We start from the raw sequence: 7,460 nt of genomic DNA, 5'->3' as shown, positions 1-7,460 counted from the left end.
GTCAACTAAAATAAAGCTTTCTAAATAAAAATATGCTAGTAGCAATAAATGGATTTCACCAAATCAACATCTTAATCAACTAACGGGTGCGTTAGCTGAAGATTGGAGCTGTCTCTAAGGCAGCTTTTTCTTATGCAACTAATAAACGGCCCTACTATATGAAAAATTTGGTATTATAAAAATAAATAAAATAAATTGGAGAAAACTAACTATGTTAACAGCTTTATATCCTAGCATAATAATAATTTCAATATCATTTATAATTTTGTTATTTCAACGTGTAAAAAGGCGTATCTCTGGTCTTAATTTCGTATATCTATTATTTTTCACTATTTATATAAGCAGTCTTATTAGTGTAACTATATTTCCATTTCCAATTCAGAAATTTTTAATTGAAACAATGATAGAGGATAACCTGGGATTAAAAAATAATTTTATTCCATTTAAAATCTTTAATGATGCAATGAACATGGATTCTTTAAGCTTTGGTGTAAGTATTATTTTAAAACAAGTGGTTGGTAATACTATTCTATTTCTTCCTATGGGATTTGTTTTACCAATGATTTTTTCAAATATGCAAACAAAAAAGATTATATTCATTGGCTTTTTAACAAGTTTATCAATTGAAATTTTTCAAGGTCTAGCTGGTTTGTGGATTGGGTACAACTATCGTGCTGCCGATATTGATGATTTAATTTTTAACATGTTAGGTACTGCATTCGGCTTATTAATATGGAAATTGCTTTATAAGGTTTTTAAAAATAATAACTTAATAGTAACTTTAAATATTAAAAATATTTAAAACATATTTATTTTGTAATTTCAAACTTATATCTTAATGAACTAACGGGTGCGTTAGCTGAAGATCGGAGCTGTCTTTAAGGCAGCTTTTTCTTATGCAACTATAGGAGGAGTTTAGTTTGAATAAGATACAAATAATATTATGGTAAAATATAGATAAAAAGGTTTTGGAAAGGGGATATTTAATTGGAAGAATTCTTAGTGTTCATTATGTTCTTTGCCATTATTATTATTCTTACACTCTTTATAAATAAATTTCTAACGAAATGGCTTGGTGTAGAAAAGAAAGAAAAGATATCAGAAACCTCTGGTAAGAATATTGACCGATGGGGAAGAGGTCTAATCCTATTAACTTTTTTATGTACTCTTCCCTATGCAATAGAAGAGGACAAAAATGTTATGTGGTATATGTGCTTTTTTATTGTATCATTTGGTTTTCAGTCGTTTATGGAGTGGAAGTACCTGAAAGCCTCAAAACAATATGTCATTACACTTACTTACCTATTGTTAGCTTTAGTTATCATGTATAATGTAGATTATTTTATTTACCGAATCTAGCTATTGTGAAAAAGGGGTTGCTGCGGCAATCCCTTTTCTTATAGAACTAAAGGGGCAGGTTAGTTGAACAAGCGTAGTGTAGTCGGACTGTGCAAAAAAATACAATGTGTTACTTTAGGTGATAATTTGCATTTATTTTAAGTGCTATTTTGCACGTATATTATTATTAGATTATTCAGCAATAAATAGTTCATTAGGGAAAAGTACCTGTTCTGCAATTTCAATCAAAGTAATTCAATTAAAAGGTTGTATATTGAATTAATGGCAATTAGTGGTAAAATTAATTGGTCAAAGTCAGGTTACTAAGAGGAGGAAGACCATGAAAAAAATATTGCAGCTTTTACTGCTTATCCCAGTTGCTGTTATCTCAATTTTTATTATTACTCTAATTGCCAGACAATTTGGTGTCTATAATTTTATAGCTGAAGATTATGATACAAGCCCTCCCACAGGCGAGTTACACGTTAATGGTTCCGGAATAATTATGGAACAAGGAAATGTAAACTGGGAAGTGAAAGATGGTGAATTTGTAAAAAAACGGGTGGATGATATAAAGACTTTTGCACAAAAAGAAAAAAAAATCGACCTACCATCTGGAGAGGATATAGGATTTTCATATATTGCAAATGGTACAGTTTTAGAAAGTGATATTACAGCACAGCTTTGGAATAACAATAAGAAAGAATCGATTATAATTGAAAATAGCACAATACATCTGCCAAATAGGAAGGGAACATTTATTTTAGAGATAAATTTAGTAGCTGAACAAGGAACTGTTCAATATATTTCTACTGTCAATTTAAATTAAGCATAATTTTGTAAATGGCCAGTAACAGAGCGTATTTCTGTTATTGGCCATTTTTGGGGATGACCTATTTTTGAAGTTGGATGTGCAAATAGCACTCAAAATTAGCGCAAAATAACGCCGAAGTTACAGGCAGGTTAGCAAGATTGTGAAGGTTTGTACTTAAACTCCCATGAAAATTAAAAAAGCTCAAAATCCGGAAAAAATCACAACAAAATAGACCCAGTAAAAACGCTTTTTAAAAAAAGGCTGAGCCTTATGAGTGATCTGATTGAGTTTGGTATATCGTTAAACAAAAACCTCCAATCTAGTATATTAAGTAGAGGCTAGCGCGACGACCAAAAAAGAATTAATCTCCCATGAGTGCTACCCATAAAGGGCGCGACAGTCGGTGGTACACCGTGGTCGTCGGAGTCAGACTAACGGATGGGCTCAAAGGCACCATAGTTCAACGACCTTCTTCGCCAGCCATTAAAACATTATCGACATAGAGACCAATTTTCATTCTCTGTGGTGAAGCGCTGATTTTTGCGCTTCATGGATGGCTAACGGGTGCGTTAGTTCATTAAGGAACATAAAAATGTTCAATCTTTTTTATAAAAGAATAATCCAATTAAATATTATAAGGGCATGTTTTGATTAATCTTTTTTCAAAAAATGCCCTTTCTATTTATTCATTTTTTAAAAAGATACTTCTTTTATTTTTAGAAGTACCTTTTTTTATTTTAAAAACAAAGGTTTTGAGGTCGCTTATTGTGGTTTACTATTTTCATAAATAAACATAGCTTCCTTTAAAAACTGTTGCTCTTTTACTGTAAAAGGATTAGGAAAATGAAATGGATCAGATCCAGGAAGTTCCGTCATTACCGTATCTAAATTTCCTTTTAAAGTTTGATTCATGAGATTTAATAGATGTTCTACTTTTTTTTGAGCCTTTTCTGATGAGGGAAGAAAATGACTATTCGCTAGAAGTTTGATGTCTGATAGAATATCAGACCACTCCTTATCTAACTTTAGATCTTCGTCTTTATCTATATTAAAGATATCTTCGGTTAATGTTTTTGAAAAATGTTTTTTGAACCAAGCTTTTGTATCTTCTTCAAACATGAGCTTATGAAGCATAGAAGAGAAAGTATTGATATTGATTGTATTTTTTCCTTCAACGATTCCGATTAAATGAGTTAAATCTGAAAGAATCTCATTAATTTCTTGATTTTTGGCTATAAATAATTGTTTTTGAAATTCAAGGGATTGTTGCATAGCATACCCGTCTACCAAGTTTTTTTGAATCATTTCTTTTATTTCTTTTAATGAAAATCCGATAAATTTCAAGGACTTAATTTGTTGTAATTGTTGAAAATCATCCTCTGAATAAAGACGATGTCCTCCCTCTGTATAATCACTCGGCTTCAGTAAATCAATACTATCATAATAGCGAAGTGTTCTAATATTCACTCCAGATTTATGAACAAATTCTCCAATTGTAAAAGTCTTTTTTTTTGACATATCCATTCTTCTCTCCCTGTTTTAAAAGAGTATTTGTTATTTATACTTTAAAGTAACGAATCACTGGATAAGAGAATTTTTTTCCTTTCAATGTAAAAAACGTTGCAATTAATATTAAGATGGTTTCAATTATGATGAGTGATAATGAAATATTAGCAGCAGGACTCCATTTTTTCGCAATAATTGTTAACAGCAGGAAAATAGGAAAAAATGTAAAATGAAGATTTAGTCCTTCTTTTGCATGAAAAGTATAGTATTTACTCTTTTTATGAACCATCAAATAAACGATGAGTGGTAAAAAAAAAGTGAATATCAATGACAATAGATGCATTAAACTCGCCAGTATTCTGTTTTTTAAAGATTCATTTTTCATGCTCTCTTTGCCTCCAGAATCGTAAATTTATTACTCCTATGAAGAGTAACTATCTTTATCATAAAAGGTGCCGTAACTAGAGATTCAAGTTTTTTTTTTGACTCTGATTCCTAAAAGAATCTCTATATATAGATACTTCGATTGCTGTGCTTTGCGATCGTTTCAGTTCATCCTCTCCCTCTAAATAGAAGAAAAAATACAGCCTAGGCTTTGTTTTGAAATAAAGACGAACTGTTTATAAAAAAGTTGCACCGTTTTGAATAAATTTTTCTTAATGAACTATCGGGGCAGTTTAGTTGAAGAGAGGTTTTTAACTTGTGTGTTCAACAATCGGGCCAGATTGTTGAATAAGAGAAGGGATTATTCATAAAACGAGCTATAGGTTATTCCCTTAACAGGGCATTCAAAGAGAAACTCGATAATCCTTTTCTACAAATAAAATCACAATGTTTCAACAATGAAATGTTAATAAAGAGGCTGTCCGAGTTCAACTTTTGGACAGCCTCTTCTTTATTCTTTTATCCCGATTACACGAATCCTTTTGTAATCAGCTATCCATTTACCGTCTTTACATAAAATTGCTTTTGATTTATTCTCAACCTTTGTTATTATGTAGTCTTTTTTATCTTCATCAATATTTTCAAACATATGACTGCCGAACATCTCAATCCAATTCTTTAATCCATTTTCACCGTCTAATGGAGTTGGTCTATCAAAGTGCTGAGCGAAGATGACTCTAAATCCTACTACCTCCATCAAAGACGTGTATTCACCAATACTTGGATAATACCAAGGGAATTGTTCCATGTTATATTCAATTCCTGATTCTTTAAATTGATGAATGATTTCATCTGTTATAGTTTGAACGTTCCCTTTACCGCCAAATTCAGCAACAAACCTTGCACCTGGTTTTAAACTCTGATAAATACAATTTAATGCTTGTTTGGGCTGTTTTACCCAATGAAGGGTTGCATTAGAGAATACTGCATCAAATTCGATATTGTATCCTAGGTCAGTCGCATCTCGAACCATAAAATTAATATGGGGGTACTTGCTCAGTGCTTCCGTAATCATATTTTTAGATTTATCTACCCCTACAATATTCACACCAACATCATATAATTTCTTTGCCAAATCTCCTGTTCCACAACCAAGATCAAGAATTTTCTCACCTTTTTTCGGAGCTAATAATTCAATTAGATTATTTCCATACTCTGAAACAAATGAATGGTTTTGGTCATATAAATTTGCGTTCCAATAATCCTTCGTGCTTTGGTTTTTTTCCATTCGCACTCTCTCCCTTTATCAATTATTTGTAAAACTTAAATAGGATTTATAATTTTGTTAACTAGATTATAATAGAAATAATTAATAATGGATATTAACGAAAAATAATAATATTAATAACCATCTGTTATAAGGGAGAGAAGTATGGATATTAAATGGATCAAAACATTTATTGTTGCAGCTAAATATGAAAATTTCCGTAAAACCTCAGAAGAACTTTTTCTAACTCAGCCAGCTATAACAAAACATATAAAAAGACTTGAAGAAAACCTTAACATTCAGTTATTTGAGAGGAATGGAAAAACAATTGCTCTTACATCCGCAGGATATAATTTTCTCCCACATGCAAGGGAGATACTAATGAAATACGAAAAGGGGTTAGATGAATTTGAATCGTGGAAACAAGGTTATAAACGGAAGTTAATTATTGCAACAGCGCCACAAATTGCATCATCAATTCTGCCCTCAATATTACGAAGTTTTATGGATCAAAATCCCGATATAGAAGTTTTTATTAACGTACTTAAATCCTATGAAATTGGCGAGGAAATTAGTGCAGGAAGAGCAGATCTAGGATTAACGCGAATAAAACCAATTCAGACCAATATAGATTGCCATATCATACACGAAGAGCCTGTAATTTTAGTAGGCCCCACTATTGATGAAGGAAAATACAAGTATGATGAAAAGACGATATTACAAAAATACAGGTTAATTACTCATAACCATCCTGACTATTGGGATCATCTTTTGAATGACATTAAGAGAAGTTATCCAACTGTTCGAACAATGAAAGTTAATCAAATTGAAATTACAAAACGATTTATAGAACAAAGGCTTGGTATTTCATATTTACCATATACGATGGTTAGGGAAGAAATAAAAATGAATAAATTGTTAGAAATAAGACCAGATAAAATCAGCCTGCCAACATCTTCAACCTATGTATTAACAAAAGTAGAAACAGATGAAGCAAAGACATTTATTGGATTTTTAAAAGATGAGGTGGCAAAGTTTTAGTCTATTTTTTGAATTTTTACTTTCAGCCTTATTCAAGAAAAGGGCGCGATTCTTTAATAAGAATCGCTTTTCTTAATGAACTAACGGGTGCGTTAGTTCATTAAGGAACACAAAAATGATCAATTTATAAAAGAATAATCCAATTAAATAGTATAAGGGCATGTTTTGATTAATCTTTTTTCAAAACATGCTCTTTAGATTTATTTATCAAGGTTTTTTGTATTAATTTGATCAAACTTTGTTTCAAATCTACAAGTAACTAACAAATTTTAAAATTAATGAAATAAAAATAATTTTATGAACCAAAGATTCTAATGGTCTCCTAAAGGGAATGCATTACCAATACTTTACAAAAACATGTATTTTCATATAATGGTTAATAGAGTGAAAAATCACAGTTTGGTTGGTAGTCCAGACGTATTAGTTGCATCATACTAATATTAGTAGCCTTCCCCCCTCGGGATGTCCATCACTCTGTTATTTAATTAGAGGGGGTTTTTTCTGATGAAATTAACACTTTACTTTGATGGCCAGTTCTGGGTAGGAATTGTTGAAGATAATCAAGATGGGTTTTTGAGAGTTTGTAAACATATCTTTGGAAAAGAACCAAAAGATGAAGAGGTACAATACTTTGTAAACCACATAATGATGAGGTTACTGGAACGAGTTACAACAGGTGTAAACGTTAATCAAAAGAAAGAACAGCACATAAACCCTAAACGGTTAGCACGTGCTGTTGGAAAACAAATGAAACAAAAAGGCGCCTCTTCCAAAGCTCAAGAAGCATTGAAATTAGAGCTTGAAAATCGAAAAGTAAAGCGAAAAGTACTTTCTCGTGAACAAATAGAAGAGGAAAAGGAAAAGAAAAGACAATTAAAGGTAGAAAAGCGTAAAAAAAAGCACCGTGGAAGGTAAAACTGCACCTCCAATTGTTAGATGTTCTCTAATGCAGTTCACTTCGGCAGCTCTTTTTCTATGAACTAAAGGGGCAGATTAGTTTAAGATATAACTTGGTTTTTTATGGTAAAGTAATACAGTAAGGTAATAATTCAAAGTTATATTCTAGGAAAGTTGGGGAAAGCTTGTGCTTTACTATATTATCGCCCTTAT

At 31.4% G+C, this 7,460-nt stretch carries 8 protein-coding genes; 5 read left to right on the top strand and 3 right to left on the bottom strand.

All coding sequences use genetic code 11. The features are described from left to right. Positions 1 to 211 precede the first annotated feature (211 nt). From ACIQ0C_RS26930 to ACIQ0C_RS26920, 3 genes are all read left to right on the top strand, one after another. Positions 212 to 802, top strand: coding sequence for a VanZ family protein (locus ACIQ0C_RS26930; protein WP_403065891.1), 591 nt, complete (start codon positions 212 to 214; stop codon positions 800 to 802). 185 nt (positions 803 to 987) lie between these two features. Further along, entirely contained in the window at positions 988 to 1,359 is a 372-nt protein-coding gene (locus ACIQ0C_RS26925) for a DUF4181 domain-containing protein (protein ID WP_403065888.1), read from the top strand. Between the two features lie 319 nt (positions 1,360 to 1,678). Then, on the top strand, positions 1,679 to 2,167 hold the full coding sequence (locus tag ACIQ0C_RS26920) for a hypothetical protein (RefSeq protein WP_403065885.1): 489 nt from the start codon (positions 1,679 to 1,681) through the stop codon (positions 2,165 to 2,167). A gap of 747 nt (positions 2,168 to 2,914) precedes the next feature. Here ACIQ0C_RS26920 and ACIQ0C_RS26915 read toward each other — a convergent pair. The 3 genes from ACIQ0C_RS26915 to ACIQ0C_RS26905 all read right to left on the bottom strand — a co-directional run bounded on the left by ACIQ0C_RS26915 (position 2,915) and on the right by ACIQ0C_RS26905 (position 5,330). Continuing rightward, the gene (locus ACIQ0C_RS26915) at positions 2,915 to 3,676 is read right to left on the bottom strand and encodes a MerR family transcriptional regulator (protein WP_403065882.1); all 762 of its coding nucleotides are present in this window, start codon (positions 3,674 to 3,676) and stop codon (positions 2,915 to 2,917) included. A 34-nt stretch (positions 3,677 to 3,710) separates the two neighbouring features. Beyond that, positions 3,711 to 4,043: a magnetosome magnetite crystal formation protein family gene (locus ACIQ0C_RS26910; RefSeq protein WP_403065879.1), complete on the bottom strand. Its 333-nt coding sequence runs from the start codon at positions 4,041 to 4,043 to the stop codon at positions 3,711 to 3,713. 510 nt (positions 4,044 to 4,553) lie between these two features. Beyond that, positions 4,554 to 5,330, bottom strand: a complete 777-nt coding sequence (locus ACIQ0C_RS26905) for a class I SAM-dependent methyltransferase (RefSeq protein ID WP_402904868.1) — start codon at positions 5,328 to 5,330, stop codon at positions 4,554 to 4,556. A gap of 144 nt (positions 5,331 to 5,474) precedes the next feature. Here ACIQ0C_RS26905 and ACIQ0C_RS26900 point away from each other — a divergent pair, with 144 nt between their 5' ends. After that, complete coding sequence (locus tag ACIQ0C_RS26900) at positions 5,475 to 6,350, top strand: LysR family transcriptional regulator (protein WP_403065876.1); 876 nt, start codon at positions 5,475 to 5,477, stop codon at positions 6,348 to 6,350. A 504-nt stretch (positions 6,351 to 6,854) separates the two neighbouring features. Continuing rightward, complete coding sequence (locus ACIQ0C_RS26895) at positions 6,855 to 7,265, top strand: YjdF family protein (protein ID WP_403065873.1); 411 nt, start codon at positions 6,855 to 6,857, stop codon at positions 7,263 to 7,265. Positions 7,266 to 7,460 lie beyond the last annotated feature (195 nt).

This window comes from Peribacillus sp. NPDC096448, assembly GCF_044762675.1.
GTDB classification, from domain to species: domain Bacteria; phylum Bacillota; class Bacilli; order Bacillales; family DSM-1321; genus Peribacillus; species Peribacillus frigoritolerans_B.
This window is presented reverse-complemented; position numbering and strand designations above follow the sequence as displayed.